The following is a 24,600-nucleotide window of genomic DNA, read 5'->3' as shown; positions in this document are numbered from 1 at the left end:
TCCATTACGTCACGTTAATATGCTGAATATGCTAGGGCACGCAAAAACGGCTGAGGCGCCCTTGTGGTGCAGCCTCAGCCGAACGATTGATCTGTTACAGATATTGCTACTTCTTGGCTCTGCTTCTTACCTCTATTTCTTGGATTTTTTCGCTACCTTCGCTGCTTTTCCGCCTGTCTTGTCGCCGGCAACGCCCTTGGCGCCGCCAGCCCCTTTTTCAAACTGGGCATGAAATTCTAACGCGAGTTTGCGAATCGCCGTGCCGATGTTCGCATAATCGTATTCGTTCAGGTTCGCCAAAGAGACGCGCGCCGACGCATGCGCCGTGCCGAAACCGCGGCCGGGCAACAGGATGACGCCGGTTTCTTCCGCCAGCCGGAACAGCGCCTGGTTCGGCTTCAGGTGTTTCACCATCCACTTGGCGAATGGCGCACCGTACATTTGCGTGGCCAGCGTTTCCAGGTCCAAAAGGTGGTAATAGCTGACCGAATCCGGATCCGCCGGCAACGGCAGGCCGAGCGCCCGGTACAACGCTTCCTTGCGGCGCAGGACAATGCGTTTCATCGACTTCTTGTAGTTCTGCGGTTCATCCATCAGCGAATACAGGGAGAACAAGGTCATCTGCGCCTGCACCGGGGTCGAGACGCCGGCCGTATGGTTGAGCGCGACCGTACGGCTGTCAGCCACCAGGCGATCGATGAACTTCAGGGTGCGCGGCTCGGTCGTGATCGAATTGTAGCGCTGGTCCAGTTCTTTGCGGCGCGCTTCCGGCAGGGCAGCGATCTTGTCGTCCAGGATATTCTGTTCGTGGGTGGCGACCACACCCATGCGCCAGCCGGTAGCGCCGAAATATTTCGAGAACGAGTAGACCAGGATGGTGTTGTACGGACAGATCGCAAACAGAGAAACGAAGTTGTCGGCGAAGGTGCCGTAGACATCGTCGGTGAGGATGATCAGGTCCGGCCGCTTCTTGATGATCTCGGCGATATACGCCAGCGTCTCGTCGTTGATCTTGACCGATGGCGGATTGCTCGGGTTGACCAGGAAGAACGCCTTGACCTTAGGATCCAGCAGCTTGTCCAGTTCCTTCTTGGTGAACTGCCAGTTGTTTTCCGGCGGCGCATCGATCAGCAGCTCGACCAGCTGGTAGTCGTTGAGATGCGGGATCTCGATGTAAGGCGTGAAGATCGGCATGCCAAGGGCGATCGTGTCGCCAGCCTTGAGGATATGGTTTTCGCGCAGGCTGTTGAAGATGTAAGTCATGGCAGCCGTACCGCCTTCGACGGCATACATGTCGAAGTTGCCGACAAACGGATGATTGCCGATCATCTCGCGGCGGATATACTGGCCGACGATTTTTTCGCTCAGGCGCAGCATGCGGTCCGGCACCGGATAGTTACAGCCGAGGATCGCTTCGCACATTTCATAGATGAAAGCGCCGGCCGACAATCCCAGCTGGTCGCGCACATACGACACCGCAGCCTCGATGAAACGGATGCCCTCGACGCCTTGATGGGCTTTCGCGAAAATTTCGAAACGCGCTTCGATACCGTCGCGCTGCGGGAAACCGCCGACGCCGTCCATATAGATATAGGAACGCTCGGCTTCAGTCATGGCGAACAGGCCGAACTGGAAGAAACCGTGGCGTGGCGTCGTGGCCAGGAAATTCGGGTTGCCGCGGCCTGCGTTCAACATCGAACGATCGCTTTTCGAGGCGACCTGGATCAATGCATCTTTCAATTCAAACGGGCTTAGCAGCGCGAGTTTGTCTGGGTTACTGAAATCCATTTCCGATACTCCTTATTGATGAATGTCAATCCGCCGCAGCGGATCCGAGATAAAGCACGAGATCAAACCAGCGCCACGACCAGCGGTCCCAGCAAAGTCAGGAACACGTTGGCCAGTGCATAGGTAATGGCGAACGGCACGGTCGGGATCGAATTTTCTGCCTTGTCCAGCACTTCGCCGAAGGCCGGATTGGCGCTGCGCGAGCCGCTCAGGGCGCCGGCGAAAATGGCCGTATTATCGTAACGCAGCACATAGCGGCCGATCAGCATGGTCAGGATCATCGGCAAGATGGTCACCACCATACCGACGCCGAAGATGGTGAAGCCCTGTTGCTTGACGGTTTGCACCGCCTGCAAACCGGACGACAAGCCAACCACCACCACGAAACCGGCCAGGCCGAGGTCTTTCAGTATTTGCACCGCCGCCACCGGCATGGCGCCGAAGGACTGGTGCTTGGAACGGAACCAGCCGAACAGCAAGCCGGAGAGCAGGGCGCCGCCGCCGCTGCCGAGGGTCAGCGGAATCGAGCCGACCTTGGCCACCAGCAAGCCGGCCAGCAGACCCACCACCAGGCCGGCGCCAAGATAGACGAAATCGGTTTTGGCGGTAGGCACCAGCACATAGCCGACGATGTCAGCAACCCGCTTGACGTCCTGTTCAGCGCCATAGATCGACACCACGTCGCCTACCTGGACGATGGTTTCCGGCTGCATCGGCAGTACCTGGCCCATGCGGCTAAGCTGCACCACGTAGATGCCGTGGCGTACCTTGCCGGCAGTCTGGGTACGAATCTCCACCACGTTCTTGTTATGGAATTCCTTGTTGGTCAGCACCACTTCGCGGTGCTGCATAGTCAGCTCCATGCCTTCCACCGCATACACTTCCTTGCCGAGGAAACCGGAAGTGCTGACCACCGCCTCGCGGCGGCCGACCACCAGGACGATGTCATCCGGCAGCAGCAGCAACTGCGGATTGACTTCGATCACCTGGTTGCCGCGCTTGACGCGCTCGATCGTGATGGCCGTTTCCGGGTCGAGATTCTCCACTTCGTCAACCGAGATCTTGCCCTGCGTGACTTGATACAGGCGGCCGACCAGTTCCGGCAAGGCCGCATGCTGTTCCGGCCCGAGCACCTTGATCCCGGCTTGCAAGGCGGTCTCAGCCTTGATCGCATCTTCGCGAATAGTGCGTCCCATCAGCTTCGGCAGGATATTCACGCAGACGATGATGGCGCCGAAGGAACCGAATACATACGTTACGGCATAGCCGACGGCGACATTGCCCTGTAGACGCGCCACTTCAGCCGCTCCCAGCCCGAGCTTGGTGATGGCGTCGCCGGCGGTGCCGATGATCGCCGACTGCGTCAGGCCGCCGGCCGCGATACCCGCGGCCAGTCCTTTGTCGAGACCGAACAGCCGCGCCATGACCACCACCGTCGCCAGCCCGGTGATCGCCAGGATCGCCGCCAGGATGATTTCGCGAATCGACTGCTTGCCGAGGGAATTGAAAAATTGCGGGCCGCTTTCATAACCGACCGCATAGATGAACAGAGCGAACAGCACTGCTTTGACGCCCGGGTCGACCTGCACCCCGACCTGGCTCACCAGTACCGCCACCAGCAACGATCCGGCGACGCCGCCGAGCTGGAACTTGCCGAATTTGATCTTGCCGATGTAGTAACCGACTGCCAGCGACAGGAACAACGCTATTTCGGGAGATTTCTTGAATAGGTCATGCAACCATTCCATAAAAGACATCCTTTCATGACAAGCATAGACAATGGAAATTGCGTTTTGGCAAGTTGCCAAAAGGAATTTTTATCATAGCAGAGTTGCTATTTCCAAAAGGAAAATCATCTACGTTTGAAAGGTGAAATGGCCGTTATTCGCCAATGCTTTGCGCCAGATCAAATGCATTGCGTCATTACGCAATGCATTTACTTCGCTACCGGCTTCTTGGCGAGCCGCCGCTGCAAAGTGCGGCGATGCATGTTCAAGGCGCGCGCAGTGGAAGACACATTGCCCTGATGCTGGGCCAGTACATACTGGATGTGCTCCCATTGCAAACGGTTCACCGACAACGGCGTTGCCGGTTCCGTCACAGGCAGCGACGCCTCTCCGGCGCCATCGTGATGCAGCGCCAGCAGGATGGAGTCTAGATTGGCGGGCTTCGCCAGGTAATTGTCGGCGCCCAGCTTGATCGCCTGCACCGTGGTGGCGATGCTGGCGTAGGCAGTCAGCACCAGCAGGCGCGCCTGTGGCAGCGCCTGGCGCAAAGGTGCGATCCATTGCAGGCCGGAATCCTGCGCCAGCTGCAAATCGATGGTGACCAGATCGAAAGCAATCCGGCTGGCCGCTGCCAGCGCTTGCCGGCCGTCATTGGCGACTGTCACGGCATAGCCGCGCCGGACCAGCGAACGCGCCAGTGTCTCGGCAAACACCTGGTTATCGTCGAGGATCATGAAAGAGAGGGCGGAGGCAGTCATGCCGGTCATGGCAGCGCCACCGTCAATTCGGCGATCGTGCCATCTGCCGGTGTCGCACTCAGCCTGATCGCGGCGCCGATCTGGCGCGCACTCTCGAACGCCAGCAGCAGGCCGATGCCTTTGCCGTCGGCGCTGCTGGCCACCGGCTGGTAGCCGAGTCGCATCAGCAGTTCGCTATCGATGCCCGGGCCATTGTCTTGCACCCGGATCAACGCGCTGGCGGCGGCAATCACCAGCGTGACTTGCACCCGGCCGGCGCCAGCCTTGGTCGCCGCCGCGCGCGCCGCATTGTCGAGCAGGGTCAGCAGAATCTGGCCCAGCACCTGGGTATGGCTGCTCAAGCCATCCTGCTCCGACAATGTCAAAGACAGATGGACTGCCGGATAACGCAGACGCCAGGCATCAATGAATTTGTCCAGCCACTCTTTGAGGGCATGCGATCCCAACACCGACTGCGGATCGGCATCGACGCGCATGCGGTCAAGCGCGTTCTTGCACACCGCGATTTGCTGCTCGATGACAGCCAGGTCGGCGCCATACGCCGCCAGCGCCGGAGTCTGCCGGACTTCATTGCGCAACTCGCCGGCGATCACCGCGATGGTCGACAGTGGCGTGCCCATTTCATGCGCAGCACTGGCCGCCTGTGCTCCCAGCGCGATCATTCGTTCGCCTTGCAACTGACGCTCGCGTGCCTGCGCCAGTTGCGCCTCGCGCTGCCGCAGGTTGCCGGAGATACGTGTCACGAACCATGTAATCAACGCTGCCGATACCGCAAAATTGACCCACATCCCGGCCAGGTGATAGGCCATGCCTCGGCTGCTGTCATGGATATGCAGCGGCTGGTAGACATAGGTCAGCAAGGAATAGCTGGCAAACGCGTACAGCGCCAGCGCGAACGCCAGTCGCCATGGCAAGATCGCGGCGGCGACCGCTAGGGCCGGCAGATAAAAGGAGACGAAGGGATTGGTCGCGCCGCCGGAAAAATAGAGCAGCAATGACAGGCCGGTGACATCCACCAGCAACTGCATGAACAACTCGGAATCGCCGGCTGGCCGCGCAAAGCGCATGCGCCACCAGCTCAGCAAGTTGAAAACGCAGAGAAAGGCGATCACGCAAAACAGTGACTGCAGCGCACCGCGCGACAGCCCGACATCGATCGTGAAATGCACCGCGGCGATTACCAGCAGCTGCGCCACGATGGCGATCCAGCGCATTCCTGTCAGGCGGCTGAGGATCTGATGTTGCGGCAGGATGCTGAAGATCGGGGGTAGGTCCATCGCCGGATTATATCCTTGCCAGCGCTGGATCTTGGCGGATTGCTATTTCCTCAGGCAACCATCAGCTCTGCATCGAGTTCGGTCTGGCGCCACGCGTCGAGCTCCTGCACGCGGCTGAACCAGGCTTGCAGATGGCGGTACTGCGCCAGCGGCGCCCGGCCCGGACCAGCCGCCATCAGCGGCGCAGCGATGGAGAAATCCGCCAGGGTCAGGCCGCCGCCACACACCCACTGGCGTCCTGCCAGATGGCCGTCCAGCACCGTGGCGAACGATTCCAGATCGACCTCTCCGCGCCTGAGTTCCACCGGATCCGGCTGGCCGGCGCCGATCAGGTCTTTTATGAAATTTTCCCAGTAAAAGATTGCGATCGCCGGCGCCAGGTGCTGGCCCGACCAGAACATCCAGCGGTTGACGTCAGCCCGTGCCTGCAATTCGGTCGGATAGACGGTCTGGCCCGGGGTCTTGTCAGCCAAGTATTGCATGATGGCGCAGGATTCCCACAAGATGAAGTCGCCATCCACCAGCACCGGGATTTTCTCGTTCGGATTAATGCTCAGCAGATGCTTGCGCTGATCCCCGCTGGATAGATCCAACAGCACCAGCTCGACCGGTTGCTGCAAATGATGCGCGGTCATGACGGCGCGGCGGGCATTCGTTGAAATGGGATGGTGATAGAGGCGCATGCTGGAATCTCCGGGTGGTTGAAGCGATGAAGCATCTTAGTCCCCGGCTGCTGACAGTCTGTGTCAGTAGTGTTATGACAAGTCTTTGTTATTGCTCTTCGGCGAACTGGTTTTCACGACGCCAGGTTTGCAGCAGCACATTGCGGTGCTGCGGGTAACGCTGCCTGGTCACTGTCAGCAACGCGATCCGGTCGCAGCGGAAGTGCCGGAATCCGCTACGCAGTTCACACCAGCCGATCAGCAGTCGCTTGCCCTCGAAAAAAGCCAGCGCAACCGGCCAGATCAGGCGTTCGGTGGCGCTGCCGTGCTCGTCGCTGTAGTTGATGCTGAGTTTATGCTGACGCCGGATCGCCTCACGGATCGGCCCCAGCGCCAGGTGGTGAACCGGTTCCTGCTGCCAGCTGGCGGCCCACAAACCCATGTTGGCCATGCTGTCGCGCAGGTCGGCCGGTGAAGCGGTGGCGATCTTGCTGAGCGCGTTGGCGGCCGCTTGCGTCAAGCCGGCATCGCCCTGACGCTGGACCCAGCGCGCGCCCAGCACCAACGCTTCCAGCTCATCCTCGTTGAACATCAGCGGCGGCAGGAAAAATCCGGAGCGCAGCACATAGCCCAGCCCGGCTTCGCCCTCCAGCGGCGCGCCGAGCTCGATCAGGGTCTGCACATCGCGATAGATAGTGCGCACCGAGACCGACAAATCCTCAGCCAGCCGAGCGGCGGTCACCGGCCGCCGATAGCTGCGCAATGCATCCATCAGCATGAACAAGCGTCCGGTGCGGCTTGCTGCCTGTGCCAATATCGCCTCCTGATAGTCCCGTCGCGCCGGCGGCGTTAAACGGTGGGCCTTACTTGGTCAACGATAGCAAAACCTGCTGGCCGTTGCGGAAGGTGTAAATCGACAACGTGCCGTTCTTGATATCGCCCTTGTCGTCAAACGCGATCTTGCCGGTGACGCCGGTGTACTGGATCTTGCCCAGCTTCGGCAAATATTGTTTCGGATCGACCGAATTCGCCTCTTGCATGGCCTTGGCGATGATCATCACGGCGTCGTAGGTATAAGGCGCGTACTGAACAATGTCGGCATTGTATTTCTGCTTGTAGGCGGCCTTGAAGGCATCCAGCGGCGCCTGGTTTTCAACCCCACCGGCGATCGCGCAATACACCTGGTCATCCAGCAAACCCTCGCCGGCCAGACGTGGCAACGCTGCGGTACAGATCGCATCGCCGCCCATAAACTTGGCGGTGATGCCGAGCTGGCGCATTTGCCGCAGCATGGTGCCTGCGCTGGCGTCGATGCCGCCAAAGAAAATCAGGTCGGGCTGCTTGGCTTTGACGGCGGTCAGGATGGCGCTGAAGTCGGTGGCGCGATCGTTGGTGTATTGAGTCGAGACGATATCGACGCCGTTGGCTTTGGCATCCTTGAGGAATTCGGTCGCCAGACCCTGGCCGTAAGCGGTACGGTCATCGATGACCGCGACCTTCTTGGCGTGCAGGACCTTGGCCGCATAGCGTCCCATCGCTGCCCCGAGCTGGGAATCGTTGGCCACCACGCGGAAAGTAGTGTTGAAACCTTGCTCGGTATATTTGGCGCTGGTAGCGGAAGGCGAAATCTGCGGGATGCCGGCATCGAAATAGATCTTCGAAGCGGGGATAGAGGTGCCGGATTGCAGGTGGCCGATCACCGCCGCCACTTTCGCATCCACCAGTTTCTGGGCGACGCTGGTCGCCTGCTTCGGGTCGCTGCCGTCATCTTCGGCCTGCAGCACGAATTTGATCTTTTTACCGCCGATCACCAGATGTTTGGCGTTGAGATCGTCGATCGCCATGCGCGCGCCGTTTTCATTGTCCTTGCCGACGTGTGCGACCGGACCTGTGATCGGACCGACGTGAGCGATCTTCACAACCTGCTCCTGCGCCTGCACGGCAGTCGCCATCGTCAAGGTCATTGCGGCGGCCAGCAACGTGTTTTTGGCATTGATCTGCATTTTCTCTCCCGGGTTCAAGTGGCTGAAGTACAGCATTATCCCCGCCTTGCGCCAACAGCTCCACGTTTTATGCGGATTTGTCGCCTGGCGGCGGCTTCGGCAATGGCTTCAGTAATTTTGTTTACCCATGGATTCTACCTAAAAGCGGCATTGTGTTTATCGCTATAATGACAACCGGATACAGGTAGTCCCGCCACCACCATTTTCAAGGTAGCCACCGTTATGAATCACAATCCATACGAGTGCAACAGGGTTCCAGAAATGACCGCATGCAAATGCTGCGGCCAGACATCTACGCTGGCCGGCCTGGTTGATTTTTCCAGATGCGGCGCCGATGTCCATGCGGGGAAAAAAATCGATCCCTATGCGGGCTGGCCGGTGTACTTTTACCGCTGCGGCAGTTGCGGCTTTACCTTCACCCGGGCGCTCGACAAATGGCGGACCGAAGACTTTGCCGCTCACATTTATAACGACGATTACGTGCGCCATGATCCGGATTACCTGGGCTCACGGCCACAGTCCAACGCCGACATGATCATGAACAACATGGGTCGCATGAAGGAGCAGATCAGCCTGCTCGACTACGGCTCCGGCATGGGCATGATGACCGAGATCCTCGGGAAAAACGGCTTTGCTTCAGTAGCCAGTTTCGATCCGTTCTCCTCTACCCAACGCCCTGAACGGCAGTTCAATATGGTTACCTGCTTCGAAGTATTCGAGCACGTGCACGACCCGTTGGACCTCGTCAAGGATATCAACAGTTTCTTGAGTCCGGATGGTGCCCTGCTATTCAGCACCTTGCTCTGCCCGCAGCAGATAGTCGACGATGGCTTGCATAACTGGTGGTATTGCGCGCCTCGCAACGGTCACATTTCATTTTATACATTGCCGGCCTTGACCGCATTGGCGACACATTTCGCGCTGCGCGTACACAGTTTCAACGATGGCTTGCACGCAATGTACCGCCCGCATGTCGCTGAATGGCTGAAGCCGTTCATACCGGCTCAGGATGAAGTCCCGGAGCTGCCGTCGGCGACGGCAGGTCATGGACAAAGCTGAAATAAAGCCGAGTGAGTTTAAAACTAAGCAGGATCCCGATCTGACAAAGAGGCGATCATGGCGGCAACTACCGACTGCCAGTCGCCGAGTTTAGCTTGGCGATACAGGCGCATTGAGGAATACCATGGCGTGAAGCGCTGGCAATCGTACCAGCGATAGTCGCTGGCCCGTGCCAGCATCAACCACACCGGCCGCTTGCGGGCCCCGGCCAGATGCGCCGGCGCTGAATCAATCGACAGCAGCAGATCAAGCTGCTCCAGCACATGCGCGCTGTCTTCGAACGATTGCAAATGCGGCGCCAAATCTACCATTCGATACTGCGCCATCAGCATTCTTTCCTGTTCGCTCAAGGCACCGACTTGCAGCGAGAAAAAATCGGCGTCTACGCTTGCCAGCAACGGCGCCAGCGCTGCCAGATCCATCGATCGGTACGGTTCATGACGTACTCGCGTTTCACTACGCCAGACCAGCCCTATCCGGCGCTTGCCGCTGTTGTGCCGGCGAAGCTTTTCCTGAAGCTCGCCGGGTAAAACATGACTGGCAGAGAGCGCCAGATAATCTTCTTCCATGACGGGGAAGTACGGACTCTGCTGGTAGCGGGTGAACAACGCGAAAAAAGAGGTAAAGAAATCACATTCGACCATCTGGCTGGTCGCGTAGTCGACGACAACAATCGGCAACCCGCTATTGACCATCAAGCTCTGAAGCGCCGGCGGCGCAGAGCAATAAATCAGCGCGGCTCCTTCTTGCTGCAATCTTTTGACGTACCGGGACAATTGCAGCATGTCGCCAATTCCACCTTCGGCACCGATCAAGATGGTTTTGCCTGCCACAGGCTGATCGTAAAGCACCTTGTCCTTATGACGCAAAAACCAACTGTTGTCGCGATTGTGCGAACTCAGCCGACTCCACACTTCACCCCATCTTGGTCCGTACAGCGGACGTTGCAGCACGTGCGCCTGATGAAATTTCCCCAGGCAATATTTCACGACCGCCAGTTCCAACCGGACCTGATAGTACGTATCGTCATCCGATTCTACTTGCGGAAGCACTTCTTCCAGAATACGCTCTGCCGGCGCAAACATGCCAAGGCAACTCATGAAATAAGCCAGTTGCGCACGCGCTATCGGTTCAGTCGTTTTATCCGACCATTTCAACGCCAGGTCGATAGCATCTTCCGCCTTGCCGGCAAGGCGGAGTTTGTCGATAAACTCGAGCGCTGTCCTGATGTTTGTCTCTCGCTGATATGCGGCGTAGAAAGTGGTGATTTCGTCGAGAGAAGACATATTGGTTAGGCGAACCTTATTGGAGGATATTGGCGGCGCCGGCCGGTGATAAAAATGGCCGTACAGGTTGTAAGCGGATATTGGCGTTATTTTAACGGAATTCAATTGCCTTCCTTGCAACTGGCAGGTCGTTTCTCATGGTCCTTTCACGGCGGCGGCGATACCGTCCCAGGAAACCCCGCCGCATTTGCCGGTCTGCATCAGCAACCAGCCTTGCAATTGCCTGCCGATCACCACCGGATTGCTGATAAAACATTCTCCTTTTGGCGGCGCCGACATCTGGCGCACTGACACGAACAAAGGTCCTCGCGGCTCGATGATCGGCTCGCTGCTGCGCACTTTTCCAGTCCCAAGATCGGCGCTGCAATCATAGCGGCGGCCGGAGCTGTCAGCGGTGACGACGCCCACCAGACCGCGGTTCATCGGATAGACGTTCTCAACAAAAATATTGTCGCCTTTCGGATGCCTGGACAAACAAGCGTTGGCAGCTTGCATCACGTCCTTATCTGACAGCATGTCAACCATCGACATCGACATATCGTCGGCCAGCACCTTGTCGGAAACCAGCAAGGCAAGCAGCAGCAAGGGCAACGGAGACATTTTCATAGATTACCTTTTATTTCCACTTGGCAATTACATGCAACACAATAATTAATCCAGAGCAAGGGACGATCTACTCTAAACGGTTTGTTGTTTTTCGCAAACCTTAACGCGTTCTGACATCAGGCAGTCATATATGGTTGCGACAATAAAAATTTGCTCAAATGCACGCCGCACACGCCCATCGCGCTTGCCTTTCAGCCTGATTACTCAACCATCTGATAACAGGATAATCCATGAAACCTCATTCCCTGGCGCTGGCTTGCGCGACGCTGGTCTATCTGTGCGGCTGCAGCGGCGGTAGCGGCAACTCGTTCAACGGCGGAACCGCTATGGTCAGCGGCGTCGCAGCGACAGGCAAGGCGCTGGTGGGCGTGACTATTACGATTACCGACAGCAGCGGCCAGAACGTGCAGACGGCATTAACCGATGGCAATGGCAAATTCACCCTGCCGCTGAAAGGCACCGGACCATTTATCCTCACCGCACCGTTTAACGACGCCGACGGCAGCGCCGCCACTTTGTCCTCGGTCATCAATCCAAATGGCGGCAACGCAATACAAGCCAACCTGAATCCGCTGACTTCGCTGGTAACCCAGCGCGTGCTGGGCCTGGTCCCTGGCGGCAACCCGACTCCTGCGCAAATCAGCGCGGCGAAAATTAGCTCTGCCAGCATTGCACAAGCCGTCAGCGATGTCTCCTTGCCGCTGCAAGCGCTATTCACCGCGCTGGGCGTGCCCGCCAGCGAAACCGCCGACCCGATCGGCAGTACAACGTATCAGGCGGTCGCCAGCGATCCGCTCGACAACCTGTTCGACCTGACCCGCTTTACCGTCCACACCGGTCAGGTTGCGGTGGGCGCCGACGCCAATCGCGCAGTGCTGACGATTCCGCCTACCGGCAATGTCAGCGGCTCCTTGCCGGCAACAGCGATCCAGTCAGTAGTGGCGCTGAACAACGGCCCGACCACCACGCCGATCCAGAACGTCATCGTAGTCGTCGGCGAAAACCAAACCTTCGATGCGGTGTTCGGTGCGTACCAGCCGCCAAGCGGCCAGACCGTGAAAAATTTGCTATCGCAAGGGATCATCAACGCCGACGGCACGCCAGGCCCGAACTTCAGCCTGGCCATGCAAAACCAGGGTGCAACCCAAACCGCCTACACGATCAACCCGACGCGCTCGACTGCCTACGCCACCTTGCCGCAACCGACTGCGATCGGCGAACTTGCACCGCCAACCTTCCAGGATCCAGGCGGAGTGCCGGATACCCGTTTCCCGGGCAACCTGCCTAGCGGCCCGTTCCAGCTGACCAAATATGTACCCTACGGGACGGCGACCAGCGCCCAAACGGGCGATCCGGTGCATCGTTTCTTCCAAATGTGGCAACAGACCGGCGGCGACAATTCCAAGCTGGATTTGTTTACCTGGGTGGCGGCGACGGTCGGCCAGGGCGGCGATACCAAGGGCATCACGCCGAGCAATCCAGGGCAGGGCGGCGAGCTGATGGGCTTCCTCAACATGGCTAGCGGCGACGCGCCTTTCTTCAAATCGCTGGCGCAGCAATATGCGCTGAGCGATAACTATCACCAGGGCATCATGGGCGGCACCGGCGCCAACTTCTACACCATCGCCACCGCCGACCTGCCTTATTTCAACAACGGCGGCGCCGTAGGCACGCCGCCGGCCAACCAGATCGAGAATCCGAACCCGCTGGCGCAAACTCCGAATTTTTATTCGCAGGATGGCTACCAGGGCGGCTCCTACGTCAATTGCTCGGACGCCAGCCAGCCCGGCGTCGCCCCGATCTTGAATTTTCTCAACGGCAAGAAGGTCAAGAGCAATTGCGACGCCGGCAAATACTACCTGGTCAACAATTACAATCCAGGCTACGACATGAACGGCAACATCCAGCCGATCGGTCCCAACAACTATAACTATCCGCCGCAAACCGTGCCGACCATCGCCGAAGGCCTGGCCAAGAAAAACGTCGCCTGGAAATGGTATACCGGAGGCCGCGACATTTCCGACGTGACCGCCGATGCCGTCTCGTTCGGTTTTCCGGTGTCGGTCGCCCAGTTCGCGCAGTACAACGCCATCGGCGACCCGCTGGTGGCATCCAGCAATGTCATGAACAGCAACCTGAAATCCAGCCTGGCCGGCCTGACCACGTTCTATAGCGATGTCGCCAAGGGCACTTTGCCGGCAGTATCGTTCGTCGTGCCGAAGAATCTCGACAGCGGCCATCCGGGCTACTCTGCGCCGGCCCGCTACGAAGCCTTCCTGCAAGACCTGATCGCCAAGGTCAAGGCCAATCCAACACTGTGGGCGCATACCGCGATCCTGGTCACCACCGATGAGGGCGGCGGCCATTTCGACAGCGGCTATATCCAGAACGTCGATTTCTTCGGCGACGGTCCGCGCATTCCATTCCTGCTGGTATCGCCGTATGCCCGTACCGGTTTTATCGATCACACCTACTACGACCATTCGTCGGTGACGAAATTCATCGAACGCAACTGGCGCCTGCCGCCGCTGTCGCCACGCAGCCGCGACAACCTGCCCAATCCGGTCAGCGTCGCAGCCGACCAGTACCGTCCGGTCAACACCACCGCCATCGGCGACCTGATGGCCATGTTCAACTTCTAAGCGCCTTCAAACGGGGCAGAGCCGCTCAGGTAGAGTCGCTCGGCCCCGATTCAGGCAGAACAGCAAATAGATCGGAACGGATTGAAAGTCTTCGGCAGCAATCATAGCGAGTTTGATTTCAGGTACTTTGACAGCGCTGCCGGATGGCAGGCGCTGGTTGCGGTTGCGGTTGCGGCTGCGGCGCTGTTGAGCGGCTGCCACGACAGCAACGGTCCGGCGCGAACGACTACTGCGACGGCCACGCCAGCGATCGTTGCGGTTGCTGTTGCGGTTGCTGTTGCGGTTGCGGCTGCGGCTGCGGCTGCGCCAAAGCCTGCATTGAAAATGTGGGTACGCTACCCTGAGCCGCCAGCCACCTTGAGCCCGGCTGCGCAACTCGGCAAGCAGCTCTTTTTTGATACATCGCTGTCGGCTTCTGGTAAGTTGTCCTGCGCTACCTGCCACAGTCCCGATCACGCTTACGGCCCGCCGAACGCCCTGGCGGTGCAACTGGGCGGCGCCGATATGCAACGGCAGGGCACGCGCGCAACACCGTCGTTGCGCTACCTGGGATTCACGCCCAAGTTCACCCGCCATTACTATGTGCCGGGGCCGGATGAAACCGAAGACGAAGGTCCGACAGGCGGCTTTACGCATGACGGTGCGGTCGATTCCTTACACCAACAGGCCTTGATCCCTTTGCTCAATGTGAACGAAATGGCGAACCTGAGTCCTGCAGAGGTAGTCGCCAAATTGCAGAAGACCGCCTATGTGGCGCAGTTCCGGCAAGTATACGGCGCCGATATCTTCGATCATCCGACAGTGGCGCTGGAAAAGGCGACGCTGGCGCTGGAAGCGTTCCAGACTGAAGACGCCAGCTTCCATCCCTACACCAGCAAATTTGATGCTGCGATGGCCGGCAACGCCGATTTCACGCCAGCCGAACTACGCGGCTACGGCTTGTTCAACAATCCAAATAAAGGCAATTGCGCCAAGTGCCATGTCGATACGCCTGGGCCGGGAGGTCGGCCTGCGCAATTCACCGATTTCGGGTTCCAGGCGCTGGGCGTGCCGCGCAATCCGGAGATCGCAGCGAACCGCAATCCGAACTACGTCGATCTCGGCATCTGCGGACCGGATCGTAAAGACATGGCGAAGGAATCAGAGTTCTGCGGCATGTTCAAATCGCCCACCTTGCGCAACGTGGCGACGCGCGGAGCGTTCTTTCACAACGGCCGTTTCCACACGCTGGAAGACATGCTGCATTTTTACGTAGAGCGCGACACCGATCCCGCCAAGTGGTACCCCAAAGTCAAAGGCAAGGTCGCCAAGTTCGACGATCTGCCGCGGCGCTATCGCGATAACATCGATCGCCTTGACGCCCCTTTCAACCGCAAGGCAGGCCAGGCGCCGGCGATGAATGACGCTGAAATCGGCGACCTGATCGCTTTCCTGAAAACACTGAACGACGGCTATTCGGCCAAGTCTGGCGCGAAGCGTATTGAATAGTTGAGCGGGACTGCTCAGGGGTGCGCAAGCGGATAGGGCGCCTTGCCCTGGCCTGGCATACGCACATTAACGATCACGCGTTCCACATCGGTTTCGACGCGGATAAACGCCTCCAGCGCGGCGGCATTGATGGCGGGATCAGCGCTGCATCCTTCCACCCAGACAAAACGCCGCTGGAACGTCAGCCACAAGCTGCTGCGGGCGAACGCCGGATCATTGGAGAAATGCGCTTGCACCGCATGTGCGATCGGCGCGTCGTACAGATAGGAATTCGGCTTGCTGCACTGGCCGGCAAGCCAGCAACTGGTGCCGCGTTCAGTGCGCCAATGAGATTCCTTGCGCGCCTCTTCCTCGCTCACCAGCGGGCCTAACGGCAACGGGCAATCCGGCACGGCGTTACGGACCTGGATGAATGGATCGTTGAACCAGTTTTTCATGGTTTCGGCCCAAGCTGACGAGGTCAACGCGAGCGTCGCCAGCAGGGCGATCAATATATATTGCAAACGAGGTGGTTGCGACATACCGATCCCTTTGGACAAACCATCATCGCTCGGCACACATGCCGGAGCACGTGACGCACTCCGGCATGGTCATCGCCGATTTCAGTTGCCGCTGCTATCCATCAGCCAGCGAATTTATCGGTCGCCTTGATGAGCTGATGCAAGATACCCGGTTCGCTATACGCATGGCCGGCATCCTCGACGATATGCAGCTCCGCTTCAGGCCAGGCCTTATGCAATTCCCACGCCGTTTTCGGTGTGCAGCAGACATCGTAGCGGCCCTGCACTATGACGCCGGGAATACCACGCAGCCGGCCGACATCGCGCAGCAATTGCTGGTCTTCAAAAAAACATTCGTTGATGAAATAGTGATTTTCGATACGTGCAAAAGCAATAGCGAATTCCGGATCTTCATGCGCCTCTGCCAGCGACGGATCGGGCAACAGCTTGACCGTACTACCTTCCCACACGCTCCAGGCTTTAGCCGCAGCCAGCTTGGCCGTCTCATCGCTGCCGGTCAGGCGACGATTATAGGCCTTCACCATTTCATGCCGTTCCGCCGGCGGAATCGGCGCGATGAAATCTTCCCACTTGTCCGGAAACTGGCGCGATGCGCCGTCCTGGTAATACCACTGAATCTCTTCCTGGCGTCCGGTAAATATCCCGCGCAAGATCAATTCGCTGACATGCCCGGGATGTTTCTCAGCATACGCCAAGGCCAGGGTACTCCCCCATGAACCGCCAAACACCTGCCACTTATCAACCCCGGCCATTTCACGCAGCCGCTCGATATCAGCCACCAGATGCCAGGTAGTATTCGCCACCAGATTAGCGTGCGGCGTAGAACGCCCGCAACCACGCTGATCGAACAGCATGACGCAATATTTTTCCGGATTGAACAAGCGACGATGATCAGCATTGCAACCCCCGCCCGGTCCACCGTGCAAGAACACCGCCGGCTTGCCCTCAGGATTACCGCACAATTCCCAATAAACCTGATGACCGTCGCCCACATCCAGCATGCCCGACTTGAACGGTTCCAGCGGCGGATAAAGACCCAGTAATTGAACAGAAGGAGTTTGCTGCACAGCGGGTTGGCTGGTAGTCATGAATTGGTTTCCTTGTGGGAGTGGAGAACAAAGATCATAACAAATCTGGCGATGCAGTTCAGCAGACAAAAAAGACAACACAAGAAAATCGCACCGAGGACAGTAGCTTTTGCTTTTGAAGTTGTTGTCGTTTTTGACGTTGCCGTTGCTTTTGAAGTGCCCCCGCATTGAGAACTTGCCAAAAGAGGCACGGGGCAGTCGGGAATTGTGAGGCACATGTCTGAGCGCAGCGAGTTTGTGCCTCACCCGACTGCCCCGTGCCTCTTTTGGGGACCTGACCGAAGGGAAGGCAAGAGCTTTGCGGTCGCCTTCTTTTTGGTTACTTTTTCTTGGCGAAGCAAGAAAAAGTGACTAGCTGCCGGGCTACCCCCGGCTTGCATCCACGGAGTAACCACCGTTTCGAATGCAAATGCATGTACTTCGTAGCCCGTTAAATGGGGTCGGAGTAATTTTCGCAAAAGCCGCGAAAAAAAACTCCGACCCCATTTAACTACAGCGTTGCTGCAAGTTCCGCACCCTCGCGTATCGCCCGCTTAGCATCCAGCTCACTGGCAAACGACGCCCCACCAATCACGTGATACCGCAAGCCCGTCTGCTGAGACTTGGTTTTAACCGGCTCACCAGGCTTCCCAGCCAAAATCGCCTCAGCCGGAATCAACTCACGCAACGACTCCTGCCCCGCACAAATCACGACGTTATCAACCTCCAGCACACGGCTAAAGCCCCCCACCGTGATATGCAACCCCTGATCGTCAACCCGCTGATAATCCACCCCCGCCAGCATCTGCACGCCATTCCGCTGCATCACGCTGCGATGCACCCAACCCGAGGTTTTACCCAATCCAGCCCCGACTTTGCTCTGCTTACGCTGCAGCAAATGAATTTCCCGCACCGGCACGACCACCGCTGCCGGCCGCAATCCGCCCGACTCGGCAGCCAATGGATCCACGCCCCATTCATTCATCCATTCAGCAATCGGCACCGGTAGCGGTACATGCGCATCGTGCAGCAAGAATTCGCACAGATCGAAACCGATCCCGCCCGCCCCGATCACCGCAACCCGCTTGCCAACCGCAACATTGCGCTGCAATACATCCAGATACGACAACACCATAGGATGGTCAATCCCCGGAATGCGCAAATTACGCGGCGTAACGCCGGTCGCCACAATCACGTCGTCAAAACCAAGCGCCTCCAGATCCTGCCGACTGACCCGTTGATTCAGCTTGAGCTCGACGCCAGTCCGCTTGAGGCGGTGCTGGAAATAGCGAATCGTCTCGCTGAACTCTTCCTTGCCCGGAATCCGCATTGCGATATTGAACTGTCCGCCAATCTGCGCGGCGCCCTCGAACAAGGTCACTCGATGTCCCCGCTCAGCCGCCACGCTGGCCGCCGACAAACCTGCCGGCCCGGCGCCGATCACCGCTACTCGCCGCTGTTTCACAACCGGCCGGTAAACCAGCTCGGTTTCATGGCAAGCCTGCGGATTGACCAGGCAGCTGGCGCGCTTGTTCTGGAAAGTATGGTCAAGGCAAGCCTGGTTGCAGGCGATACAGGTATTGATTTCATCGGCGCGATTCTGCTGCGCCTTCAACACGAATTCCGGATCGGCCAGGAACGGCCGCGCCATCGACACCATATCGGCGTCGCCTTCGGCCAGGATCTGTTCGGCCACTTCCGGCGTGTTGATGCGATTCGAGGCAATCACCGGGATCCCGACGCTGCGCTTGAGACGGGCAGTCGCTTCGCGGAAAGCGCCGCGCGGCACCGAAGTGACGATGGTAGGAATCCGCGCTTCGTGCCAGCCGACACCGGTGTTGATCAACGTCACACTGGCCTTTTCCAAGGCTTGCGCCACCGCCACCACTTCTTCGCCGGTATTGCCGCCCTCGACCAGATCGAGCAGCGACAAGCGATACATGATGATGAAGCGTTCCCCCACCGCCTCACGCATGCGCTGCACAATCTCGACCGCCAGCCGCATGCGGTTTTCGATATTGCCGCCCCAGCGATCGGTACGGCGATTGGTGCGCGGCGACAAGAACTGATTCAACAGATAACCTTCGCTACCCATCACCTCGACGCCATCGTAATTGGCGCGCTGCGCCAGCTTGGCGCTACGCACATAGGCATCGATGGTGGACTGGATTCCGCGTTCGCTCAGCGCGCGCGGCTTGAACATCGAAATCGGCGATTTGATGGCCGAAGCCGACACCACCAACGGTTGATAACCATAGCGGCCGGCATGCAAGATCTGCATCACGATCTTGCCATCTTCTTCATGCACTGCACTGGTCAGTCGCCGGTGATTATAGACATCGCCAAAGCTGTTCATGGTGCCGCCGAAGGGCAGCAGCCAGCCTTGCCGGTTGGGCGAGAGGCCGCCGGTCACGATCAGGCCTGCGCCACCTTTGGCGCGCGCCCTGAAATACTCGGCCAGCTTGCCATAATGAAAAAAGCGATCTTCCATTCCAGTGTGCATCGAACCCATCACCACCCGGTTTTTCAGCGTGGTGAATCCGAGATCGAGTGGCGCGAGCAAGTGGGGGTAAACAGGATGGGACATAGGTCTTTTATAGGTTTTTTGACAGGCCACGGCAATTTCTTCTACCGGCTACTGGGCTGGAATCTACCTGAAAAGTCGCTGAAAATCGCTGAAACGACGCCGTTTTGGCGCCGATTAGAGGCAAAAACCTATTTCAAACCGGCGCGCTCCTATTCTAAAACGGCCATCGCAATACTCGCTCAGCGTTGATCATTCCGCAAAAGACTCGTCAAATCGATCGCCTCCGCCATAGCCTGGTAGCCGGCATCACCCGGATGCAAATGATCGCCAGAATCATAGGCAGACAGAAAGCGTTGCGGATGTTGCGGATCCCTGGTGACGGCGTCGAAATCGATCACTGCATCAAACTCGCCGCTGCTGCGTATCCATTGGTTGACCGCTTGCCGGCTTTGCTCCTTGGCCTGCGAATAGTAGTTGTGCAGATCCGAGCCCTGCAAGGCATCTTCGAACGGCGTCAGGGTGGCGCCGACTATCCGCACATGCCGCATGTGGGCACGCGCAATCAATTGCCGGTAGCCGGCGATCAGCTGCTCGACCGGGATCGTGGGCGCGTCCGGCGCCAGGCTGCTGCCCGGCCAGCCGATATCGTTGATGCCCATCAGCAGGATCACCGTGTCGAGGTTCGGCTGGTTCAACACGTCGCGGTCAAAGCGTGCCAGCGCATTGACGCCCATCTTGTCGCTCAACACCCTGGCGCCGGAGATCCCGGCGTTCAACACTGCGATCTGCCGTCCGGCCAGGCGTTGCGCCAGCAAGTCGGGCCAGCGCCGGTTGCGATTGGAGGTGGAACCGGCGCCGTCGGTAATCGAATCGCCGTAGGTCGCCACTACCCTGGTGGCGGCTGGCGCGTCCACCAGGATCGTACTTAAGAACAAGCGCGCTTCAATATTGGAGTCGCTCTTGATCGCAACGGCGGCGACCTGGTTGCCCGGCGCAATATAAGCGCTCTGCTTGCCATCCCAGTGAAAAGTGCTAAGCGCGGTGGTTTGCGGCAGGTAGAGACTGATTGCTACCTCAGCCAGCGGCGCAAGCGCCAGATCGACCGGATCGCTGATCACCGGCGCGCCCGGTGCAATCGTCACTGAACTACGGCCGCCGAAAGTAAGAACCCGGTCCGAGCCGCCAACGATTGCCGAACCGTCTCCAGCGAGCACGATATGCGCCGCGCCGATCACCAGCGGCGTGGTTCCATATTCATTCGACAAGGTAACCCGGACGCGCTTGCCGCCAACGCTGATCCGGGCGACCTGGCGCACGGTCTGATTCGATAAGGTCGCCGGAATATTGGTCGGCAAAGCGAAGCCGGGCTCCCATATCGGTTGTGGATTGGCGCTCCAGCTGGAGACCCAGTGCTCTACTGCCGGGGGCGCTTCCGCCACAGGTGCGGCTGCCAATGCGGCGCTAGTGAATAAAGGCAGGCAGGCCAGGGTTGCCAGAATTTTCCGAGTGTTCATGCGATGCTCCCAGTGGACAAATCGAGGGTTCGATATGAATCAAGTCAGGCATCAAGATAAGCCATTCCAAATAACTGTACTAGGGATCATAATTTCATATCACTTATTCCATATTGGAATGGCATGGATCAAATCAAAGCCTGCCGCAGCTTCGTGCGTGCGGTGGAACTCGGCAGCCTGTCGGCAGTGGCGCGCGAACAGCGCAGTACCCAGCCGACTGTCAGCAAGATCATCGCCGCGCTGGAGAAAGAACTCGGCGTACGGCTGTTGGAGCGCAGCACCACCAGCCTGACGCCGACCGAGCAGGGGCGGCGTTTCTATGCGCGCGCCAAACGCGTGCTGGAAGAATTCAGCGAAGCGGTCAGTGACGCCCGCGGCCTGACTGAACGACCGGCGGGCCTGTTACGCGTCAACGCTCCGCTGGGCTTGGGCCAGCTGCGATTGAATGCGTTGGTGCTGGAGTTTCTGGCGTTGTATCCGGAGATCGAAGTCGAACTGATATTGAATGACCGTTTTGTCGATCTGGTGGAGGATGGCGTCGATGTTGCGCTACGGCTCGCGGGCTCGCTGCCGCCGAACATGATCGCCCGCAAGATCGCCAGCGCAGAACGCTATCTGGTGGCGGCGCCAGCCTATTTACAACGCCACCCTGAGATCCTGACGCCCGATGATCTCGCCGCGCACCGTTACATTGGCTTTGCCCGTCCTGCCAACGGCGAAGTGACTACGCTTAGCGGTCCCGAAGGGACGCTGGAAATTGTCACGCGCAGCCGTTACCAGGTGAACAGCTCAATGGCGATACGCGAGAGTTTCCTGAAGGGCGCCGGCCTCGGGATCTGTCCGTCCTGGCTGGTGCATGATTTGCTCGAATCGGGCCAGCTGCAGCGGATTCTGCCGGCCTGGAGCACACCCGGACAGGAAGCTTCTCTACTATATCCCTCGCGCCGCTATCAATCCTTGCGCGCCACGGTGTTCATGCAATTCCTGACCGAAAGAATTCCCTTGCTGCCGGGCTTTTCAGCGCCGTCGTTTCGGCGCTGACGATGCGGCCGCCGAACGACGGCCGCGCAGGTACTTAGAACCTGTTCGAAATCTGTAGCCTCAGCTACGCTGACTTGGTCGTCAGCGGGGTAAAGAGCAGCGCAAAAAGCGGAGCATACTTGAGTATGTGAGCATTTTGAGCAGCGCATGCGCCCCGTTGACGGCCTCGCAGTAAGATTTCGAATAGGTTCTTAGAGGCTGTTGCAAACACAGATGGCCAGATGGGCCGAGGAAGACGGTACGAGTAGTACGGCCAGGAGGGCGTAGCAGGGGGTTTCAGACGACACTGTCGTCTGCCTGCGGAACGACCCGGGCTTGTAAGCCCGGGCGCCCTGCAAGGGCAACAACGCCAGATGTGTTGCAACAGCCTCTTACTTCTTGGCGCTGGCTGTCACGGCCCGCTTGGCCTGGTTGAACGCAGGCCCCCATAGCGGATGACCCTTTTCTCCCGGCGCCAGGTCGAAATTCGGATCCAGTCTCAAGGCCTTTTCAAACTGCTGCCGGCACAGCTTCTTCCGGGAAGTGACGCAATAGCTGAACGCCATGTATTTCAAGGCTTCGGTCTGGAAACCAATATCCGCCGTCCAGATTTCCGGGGCATTGGCGAGACGCTTGACGGCAGCGCTGTAGCTGCCTTTGTTGTACAGGGCAATACCTTCATTGAGGGCCGTGGGCGGTGCCGGCGGTTCAGGCGCAATCACGGCCGCGACCGGTGCTGCCGCGCTTGGCGTCGCTGCCGGCGCTGCGGTTTTTTGCGCCGGGTCCATGCCGTCGCAACCGGCAAGCGCTAACAATGCAGCCATTGTGGCGGCGCTGCCGATGCGGTAGAAAAGTGTATTCAAAGATGTGGACATTCAGTGCTCTTGACGAAAATATTAGCGGGACGAAAAATCGTAGTCGATACTACGCGATTTTTTCTGGTTGACGTCAATTTCAAAGACACGATCCGGAAAACTCGGATTCACCACCTTGATCTGGTGCTTTCCTTCCGGCAGGACCAACTTCTTCAACGGCGGACTGGCGCCTTTCAAATTGCCATCCACCACAACGTTACCCCAGGGCTTGATCGTCAGCGTCACCACACCGGTAGCATCGACGGGTTTCACCTCAACCGCCTTGGCGTCGGCTGATTTGGCTTCCGCCGTTTTCACTTCGGCACCTTTCACTTCGGCCAGCTTGGCTGACGTATCGGCAGCGCTCTTTCCTTGCAACTCCGCCAGTCGGGCGCGGGCAACTTCAGCGTGCTTGCTGCCAGGGTATTTTTGCAGGAAAGCGGTAATTTGCTGCGCGGTGACGCCTTTCAGCTCTTTCAGGGTTTCCCAACTGATGGTTTCTTCATCCAGGATTTGCTCGCCGGCCACTGCGGCGTTTGGCGCCGGCTGCGGCGCGACAGTTGCGGGTAGCGCCAGACTCGCCGGCATATGAGACGCAACCAGCGATACCTCAGGCATCTGCGGCTGTGCCGGCCTGAGCCAAAAATAGGCGCTGGCGAGCACCACGCAAACCGCTCCCGCAATCCATAAGGCCGGCGCATGCAACGGCCGCTCCATCACGTTGACGACGGGTGGCGTCGCATGGCCATTTCCACCGTGCTTACCGGCAGCAGCGGCAGCGCCCGCGCCAGACCGCGATTTGCGTTTGCCAGCGCTGGAGATGACAAGCGGCACGACATCACTATCAGGCATTGGTATCGGCACCGACAGTTCCAGGTCGAGCAGTTTGCGGAATTCTTCAATCGATTGCGGCCGGTCGTCCGGCTTGACTGCCAGCCCCTTATCGATCGCAGCAAGGAATTCCTTGCTGAAACCGCTGTGCTGGCCGTTTTGCAGCAGCTCGATCGGGTCCTTGATCATGCGTGCGACGGACGTCGGCGGCGCCGTCTTGAGGATGGCGAAGTAAATCACCGCCGACAAGGAGTAGATATCGGTCCACGGCCCTTGCTTCATCATTGCATCGTCGGCGTATTGCTCGACCGGTGCATAACCCGGCTTCAGGATCACTGTTAGCGAATGCGTCATGTCGCCGATAATCTGGCGCGCCGCGCCGAAATCCAGCAGCACCGCTTCGCCGCTTTTCTGGATCATGATGTTGTCGGGTGAGATATCGCGATGCAAGATCTGCACACGGTACATGGCCGCCAGCGCTTCCAGCATCGGCTTGAGCATGCTTTTGAGCCATGCTTCGGTCACCTGGCCCGGTGTGTTCTGCACCACGCTCTTGAGCGTGCGGCCTTCGTAATAACGCATCGCCATGTAGGCGGTATTGTTCTGTTCCCAGAAGCGGTATACCTTGATCAGCGCCGGATGGTCGAATTGCGCCAGCAGGCGGGCTTCCTTGATAAAACTCTTGAGACCGATGGTAAAGGTTTCGCGATGGCGCTGCGAGCGCACCACCACTTTCTTGTCCGGCCCGCGCCCGGCGAATGCGCCCGGCATATATTCCTTGATGGCGACCATGCGCCGCAGCGAGCGGTCGAAGGCAAAATAGACGATGCCAAAACCGCCTTCGCCGATCACGCCGATGATTTCAAAATCGGCCAGGCGCGTACCTTTCGGCAGGCAGTTCTCGACAGCCGTTGCCGATGATTCTTGCGGTTCAACCGATTGGGCGTTTTGCATGTTCAGTTGGATTCGA

The 24,600-nt window shown here is 58.6% G+C and carries 19 protein-coding genes; 4 read left to right on the top strand and 15 right to left on the bottom strand.

Translation table 11 applies throughout. The features are described from left to right. Positions 1 to 132: 132 nt before the first annotated feature. From LT85_RS00595 to LT85_RS00565, 7 genes are all read right to left on the bottom strand, one after another. Positions 133 to 1,788: a bifunctional aspartate transaminase/aspartate 4-decarboxylase gene (locus tag LT85_RS00595; protein ID WP_038484047.1), complete on the bottom strand. Its 1,656-nt coding sequence runs from the start codon at positions 1,786 to 1,788 to the stop codon at positions 133 to 135. A 62-nt stretch (positions 1,789 to 1,850) separates the two neighbouring features. Further along, positions 1,851 to 3,536, bottom strand: a complete 1,686-nt coding sequence (aspT, locus tag LT85_RS00590; RefSeq protein WP_038484044.1) for an aspartate-alanine antiporter — start codon at positions 3,534 to 3,536, stop codon at positions 1,851 to 1,853. A gap of 188 nt (positions 3,537 to 3,724) precedes the next feature. Then, the gene (locus LT85_RS00585; RefSeq protein WP_253273633.1) at positions 3,725 to 4,282 is read right to left on the bottom strand and encodes a response regulator transcription factor; all 558 of its coding nucleotides are present in this window, start codon (positions 4,280 to 4,282) and stop codon (positions 3,725 to 3,727) included. Then, positions 4,279 to 5,550, bottom strand: coding sequence for an ATP-binding protein (locus LT85_RS00580; RefSeq protein WP_038484042.1), 1,272 nt, complete (start codon positions 5,548 to 5,550; stop codon positions 4,279 to 4,281). Before LT85_RS00580 ends, LT85_RS00585 begins: the two co-directional genes overlap by 4 nt. Before the next feature lie 50 nt (positions 5,551 to 5,600). Beyond that, the gene (locus LT85_RS00575) at positions 5,601 to 6,233 is read right to left on the bottom strand and encodes a glutathione S-transferase family protein (protein WP_038484039.1); all 633 of its coding nucleotides are present in this window, start codon (positions 6,231 to 6,233) and stop codon (positions 5,601 to 5,603) included. A gap of 88 nt (positions 6,234 to 6,321) precedes the next feature. Continuing rightward, complete coding sequence (locus LT85_RS00570) at positions 6,322 to 7,026, bottom strand: helix-turn-helix transcriptional regulator (RefSeq protein WP_301280488.1); 705 nt, start codon at positions 7,024 to 7,026, stop codon at positions 6,322 to 6,324. A gap of 49 nt (positions 7,027 to 7,075) precedes the next feature. After that, positions 7,076 to 8,215, bottom strand: coding sequence for a branched-chain amino acid ABC transporter substrate-binding protein (locus LT85_RS00565; RefSeq protein ID WP_038494563.1), 1,140 nt, complete (start codon positions 8,213 to 8,215; stop codon positions 7,076 to 7,078). 261 nt (positions 8,216 to 8,476) lie between these two features. Here LT85_RS00565 and LT85_RS00560 point away from each other — a divergent pair, with 261 nt between their 5' ends. Further along, positions 8,477 to 9,274, top strand: coding sequence for a class I SAM-dependent methyltransferase (locus LT85_RS00560; RefSeq protein ID WP_081991864.1), 798 nt, complete (start codon positions 8,477 to 8,479; stop codon positions 9,272 to 9,274). Between the two features lie 23 nt (positions 9,275 to 9,297). Here LT85_RS00560 and LT85_RS00555 read toward each other — a convergent pair whose 3' ends face one another. Then, positions 9,298 to 10,560: a hypothetical protein gene (locus tag LT85_RS00555; RefSeq protein ID WP_052134453.1), complete on the bottom strand. Its 1,263-nt coding sequence runs from the start codon at positions 10,558 to 10,560 to the stop codon at positions 9,298 to 9,300. A gap of 135 nt (positions 10,561 to 10,695) precedes the next feature. After that, positions 10,696 to 11,166 (bottom strand): hypothetical protein, encoded by a 471-nt coding sequence (locus LT85_RS00550; protein ID WP_052134452.1) that lies wholly within the window; start codon positions 11,164 to 11,166, stop codon positions 10,696 to 10,698. A 230-nt stretch (positions 11,167 to 11,396) separates the two neighbouring features. Between LT85_RS00550 and LT85_RS00545 the strand changes: the two genes are divergently transcribed. Next, positions 11,397 to 13,808: an alkaline phosphatase family protein gene (locus tag LT85_RS00545; RefSeq protein WP_052134451.1), complete on the top strand. Its 2,412-nt coding sequence runs from the start codon at positions 11,397 to 11,399 to the stop codon at positions 13,806 to 13,808. An 81-nt stretch (positions 13,809 to 13,889) separates the two neighbouring features. After that, positions 13,890 to 15,296, top strand: a complete 1,407-nt coding sequence (locus tag LT85_RS00540) for a cytochrome-c peroxidase (protein ID WP_081991863.1) — start codon at positions 13,890 to 13,892, stop codon at positions 15,294 to 15,296. Between the two features lie 14 nt (positions 15,297 to 15,310). Here LT85_RS00540 and LT85_RS00535 read toward each other — a convergent pair whose 3' ends face one another. The 4 genes from LT85_RS00535 to LT85_RS00520 all read right to left on the bottom strand — a co-directional run bounded on the left by LT85_RS00535 (position 15,311) and on the right by LT85_RS00520 (position 20,925). Continuing rightward, the gene (locus LT85_RS00535; protein WP_052135456.1) at positions 15,311 to 15,817 is read right to left on the bottom strand and encodes a hypothetical protein; all 507 of its coding nucleotides are present in this window, start codon (positions 15,815 to 15,817) and stop codon (positions 15,311 to 15,313) included. 101 nt (positions 15,818 to 15,918) lie between these two features. Beyond that, positions 15,919 to 16,905: a prolyl aminopeptidase gene (pip, locus tag LT85_RS00530; RefSeq protein WP_052134450.1), complete on the bottom strand. Its 987-nt coding sequence runs from the start codon at positions 16,903 to 16,905 to the stop codon at positions 15,919 to 15,921. Between the two features lie 490 nt (positions 16,906 to 17,395). After that, a complete protein-coding gene (locus tag LT85_RS00525; RefSeq protein ID WP_038484036.1) occupies positions 17,396 to 19,471 on the bottom strand; it encodes an NADPH-dependent 2,4-dienoyl-CoA reductase in 2,076 nt (691 codons plus the stop codon). A 179-nt stretch (positions 19,472 to 19,650) separates the two neighbouring features. After that, positions 19,651 to 20,925, bottom strand: a complete 1,275-nt coding sequence (locus LT85_RS00520) for an SGNH/GDSL hydrolase family protein (RefSeq protein WP_052134449.1) — start codon at positions 20,923 to 20,925, stop codon at positions 19,651 to 19,653. 123 nt (positions 20,926 to 21,048) lie between these two features. Here LT85_RS00520 and LT85_RS00515 point away from each other — a divergent pair, with 123 nt between their 5' ends. Beyond that, positions 21,049 to 21,966 carry a LysR family transcriptional regulator gene (locus LT85_RS00515; protein WP_038484033.1) on the top strand — a complete coding sequence of 306 codons (918 nt, stop codon included), beginning with the start codon at positions 21,049 to 21,051 and terminating at the stop codon, positions 21,964 to 21,966. A gap of 371 nt (positions 21,967 to 22,337) precedes the next feature. Here LT85_RS00515 and LT85_RS00510 read toward each other — a convergent pair whose 3' ends face one another. Then, on the bottom strand, positions 22,338 to 22,820 hold the full coding sequence (locus tag LT85_RS00510; protein WP_052134448.1) for a TssQ family T6SS-associated lipoprotein: 483 nt from the start codon (positions 22,818 to 22,820) through the stop codon (positions 22,338 to 22,340). Positions 22,821 to 22,841: 21 nt separating this feature from the next. Further along, positions 22,842 to 24,584: a serine/threonine-protein kinase gene (locus LT85_RS00505; RefSeq protein WP_081991861.1), complete on the bottom strand. Its 1,743-nt coding sequence runs from the start codon at positions 24,582 to 24,584 to the stop codon at positions 22,842 to 22,844. Between the last annotated feature and the right edge of the window lie 16 nt (positions 24,585 to 24,600).

Origin of the sequence: Collimonas arenae, from assembly GCF_000786695.1 — a bacterium.
Taxonomy (GTDB): Bacteria; Pseudomonadota; Gammaproteobacteria; order Burkholderiales; family Burkholderiaceae_D; genus Collimonas; species Collimonas arenae_A.
This window is presented reverse-complemented; position numbering and strand designations above follow the sequence as displayed.

Excerpts from the sequence above, each read along its gene's own strand:
- LT85_RS00595 (WP_038484047.1), bottom strand. The coding sequence starts at position 1,788 with ATGGATTTCAGTAACCCAGACAAACTCGCGCTGCTAAGCCCGTTTGAA.
- aspT (WP_038484044.1), bottom strand. The coding sequence starts at position 3,536 with ATGGAATGGTTGCATGACCTATTCAAGAAATCTCCCGAAATAGCGTTG.
- LT85_RS00585 (WP_253273633.1), bottom strand. The coding sequence starts at position 4,282 with ATGACCGGCATGACTGCCTCCGCCCTCTCTTTCATGATCCTCGACGAT.
- LT85_RS00580 (WP_038484042.1), bottom strand. The coding sequence starts at position 5,550 with ATGGACCTACCCCCGATCTTCAGCATCCTGCCGCAACATCAGATCCTC.
- LT85_RS00575 (WP_038484039.1), bottom strand. The coding sequence starts at position 6,233 with ATGCGCCTCTATCACCATCCCATTTCAACGAATGCCCGCCGCGCCGTC.
- LT85_RS00565 (WP_038494563.1), bottom strand. The coding sequence starts at position 8,215 with ATGCAGATCAATGCCAAAAACACGTTGCTGGCCGCCGCAATGACCTTG.
- LT85_RS00560 (WP_081991864.1), top strand. The coding sequence starts at position 8,477 with ATGACCGCATGCAAATGCTGCGGCCAGACATCTACGCTGGCCGGCCTG.
- LT85_RS00555 (WP_052134453.1), bottom strand. The coding sequence starts at position 10,560 with ATGTCTTCTCTCGACGAAATCACCACTTTCTACGCCGCATATCAGCGA.
- LT85_RS00550 (WP_052134452.1), bottom strand. The coding sequence starts at position 11,166 with ATGAAAATGTCTCCGTTGCCCTTGCTGCTGCTTGCCTTGCTGGTTTCC.
- LT85_RS00545 (WP_052134451.1), top strand. The coding sequence starts at position 11,397 with ATGAAACCTCATTCCCTGGCGCTGGCTTGCGCGACGCTGGTCTATCTG.
- LT85_RS00535 (WP_052135456.1), bottom strand. The coding sequence starts at position 15,817 with ATGTCGCAACCACCTCGTTTGCAATATATATTGATCGCCCTGCTGGCG.
- pip (WP_052134450.1), bottom strand. The coding sequence starts at position 16,905 with ATGACTACCAGCCAACCCGCTGTGCAGCAAACTCCTTCTGTTCAATTA.
- LT85_RS00525 (WP_038484036.1), bottom strand. The coding sequence starts at position 19,471 with ATGTCCCATCCTGTTTACCCCCACTTGCTCGCGCCACTCGATCTCGGA.
- LT85_RS00520 (WP_052134449.1), bottom strand. The coding sequence starts at position 20,925 with ATGAACACTCGGAAAATTCTGGCAACCCTGGCCTGCCTGCCTTTATTC.
- LT85_RS00515 (WP_038484033.1), top strand. The coding sequence starts at position 21,049 with ATGGATCAAATCAAAGCCTGCCGCAGCTTCGTGCGTGCGGTGGAACTC.
- LT85_RS00510 (WP_052134448.1), bottom strand. The coding sequence starts at position 22,820 with ATGTCCACATCTTTGAATACACTTTTCTACCGCATCGGCAGCGCCGCC.
- LT85_RS00505 (WP_081991861.1), bottom strand. The coding sequence starts at position 24,584 with ATGCAAAACGCCCAATCGGTTGAACCGCAAGAATCATCGGCAACGGCT.